The organism is Mesorhizobium sp. M1E.F.Ca.ET.063.01.1.1, from assembly GCF_003998155.1.
Classification (GTDB): Bacteria; Pseudomonadota; Alphaproteobacteria; order Rhizobiales; family Rhizobiaceae; genus Mesorhizobium.
The window spans coordinates 1-2250 of sequence record NZ_RZSC01000879.1 but is presented as its reverse complement, the minus strand read 5'-3'; the positions used below and the strand labels follow the sequence as shown (position 1 = coordinate 2250).

General features: G+C 62.4%; 3 protein-coding genes. All 3 read right to left on the bottom strand.

Annotated elements, in window-relative coordinates; genetic code table 11:
• The coding region (locus EOA29_RS33725; protein WP_145969961.1) for a sugar phosphate isomerase/epimerase at positions 1–680 on the bottom strand (680 nt) is incomplete at its 3' end.
• A 51-nt stretch (positions 681–731) separates the two neighbouring features.
• The gene (locus EOA29_RS33720; RefSeq protein WP_127222224.1) at positions 732–1820 is read right to left on the bottom strand and encodes a Gfo/Idh/MocA family oxidoreductase; all 1089 of its coding nucleotides are present in this window, start codon (positions 1818–1820) and stop codon (positions 732–734) included.
• Between the two features lie 86 nt (positions 1821–1906).
• Positions 1907–2250, bottom strand: a 344-nt coding sequence (locus EOA29_RS33715; protein ID WP_127222223.1) for a TOBE domain-containing protein, incomplete at its 5' end; no start/stop codon positions are given.

Here is a 2250-nt window from a genome sequence, read left to right as displayed (position 1 = left end):
GTCTTGTCGGTCCCTGAGCGCTTCACATCCTTGGCATGCGCGATTTTGATCTTGTCGGTCAGCGTGTCGAACACCTGGTTCAGCACCTGGTCCATGCGGTCGATATTGTGCGCCTCGAAATAGTTGGTCGGGTCCATCAATAGCCCGAGGCCGGGATGGTCGACCTGCGCGAACATTCTGACCGTCTCCTCGACCGAACCGACGACATTGTTGACATAGGTTTCGAGCAAAAACACCGCGCCATGGTCATAGGCTGTCTGGGCAAGATCGGAGATCACCTTGCGGCACTCCTCGAACCCTTCCTCGGTCTTGTTCCTCGGATCATGCACCCAGTCGGACTCGGTGTTGTAGGTGCCGGTCTCCGAGATCACGTAAGCGCTGCCGAATTCACGCGCGTTGCGGATGATCTCCTTCAGATAGGCGAGCCGTCTTTCGCGCTCGGCTTTGTCCGGATGGATGATGTTGGTGTAGCCGGACACGCAGCAGACCGGCAGATTGTGGTCGCGGAACGTGTCGCGCACCTTCCTTGCCTTGTCCCTGGTGATCTGCCCGGCCGCGAGGTCGATATCCTTGAAATGCAAGTCGAGCTGCACCGTGTTGAAACCCAGCGCGCGGATGCGCTTCGCGACCTCCTCAAGCTCATAGGGGAAATAGCCTGTGAAGATACCTGCCTGCATCATGAGGTGAAGTCCTCCCGGTAAGCGATTCTGTCGTCGTGTCTTTCGGCTGCCTCAGTCGATGCGGATTTCGGACAGCTTGACGGTGCGACCCTCGGCTATCGACCTGTAGCCGGCCTCGACCAAGGCCATCGTCTTGACGTTGTCGGCGACAGACAGCGCCGGCGGCGTGCCGGCCTTCAGCGCGTATTGGAGCTGTTCCATCACGCCGATGAAGGCATGCGGGAACCACATCGTGTCCCAGCTTGGCGTGACCCATACCCCGCCTGTCGTCTCGGTCGAGGCATAGGTTAGTGTCGAGGCGACGCCCTTCGGCCAGCCGATCGTGCCCTTGGCGACGCCCTTGGTGCCGTCGACGCGCCAGGCGATGTGCTGATCGTCCTGGTAGCCTTCCTGGCGCGGGCCGGACCAGACATCCTCCAGCGAGACGGCAAATACGCCGGAGGGAAAGCGGAGCGTCGACACCGTGATGCCGTCGGAATGCTGGAACTTGGTGCGTGGGTCCTTGCGCGTCAGCGTGGTGATCTCATCCGGATCGCCGAACAGGAAGCGCAGCACGTCGAGGTGGTGCACGCTCATATTGGCGAGCGTCAGCCGGTCATAGCCGGCCAGGAACGTCTGCCAGTGCGGGATCGCATGCATGTCGATCTCAGCGAAGACGATCTCGCCCAGCGCGCCGCTGTCGATGACCTGCTTCAGCACACGCATCGACTGGTCGTAGCGCATGTTCTGGTTGACCGAGAGGATCTTGCCGGCGGCCGCCGCTTCGTCGCGCAGCTTCACCGCTTCCGCGACCGAGAGCGCCAGCGGTTTTTGCGCCAGGATCGCCTTGACGTGCGGCTGCTTCAACGCGCGACGGATCAGCGCTGGCTGCTGATCGGGCGGGAAGGCAAGGTCGACGATCTCGACACGGCTGTCCCCGATCAATTGCTCCGGCGTGTCGTGGACGGTCGAAATTCCCCAGCGGGCGGCGACCTTCTCGGCATTCGCCTTTGTGCGCGAGGCGATCGCCACCACCGGGAAGCCGGCTTGCGCGTAGGCGGCGAGATGGCATTCGGCCATGATCATGCCGGCGCCGACGCAGCCGATCCGGTAGTCCTTGACTCGGACCTTCACGTCCGGCTCGAAACCCATGCTCGCCATCCATTCCTCCGTCGAGAACTGGATATAACGCCATGGTCTGGTGGTCAGCCAAGGCCGGCGCCATCATTTCCCATCAGCACCACTCGTCAGCTCGCTGCGATCAGCACGGTGCTTTCCGGCGACCAGCTGAGCATCATGGGCTCGCCTTCGGCGAGGCGCTCGGCTCCGGTGTTCTGAACGATCACCTTGAGCGTCTGGCCATCGCGGTCGACGAAATAGGTGCTGTTGTTGCCGGCGAAGATACGTTTGGAAACCCGCCCCTTGAGCGTGTTGGCATTGCCAATATCGAGCCTCGCTGCGCCAGTCGAAATCTGGATGCGCTCCGGCCGCACGGCACAACTTGCCTTGGCTCCGGCCGCCAGCGAAGGACCCGAGGCAGCAGCGATAGCTGTGCCGTCCGGCAGCCGGATCCCCGTGCGGGTCGCGGCGC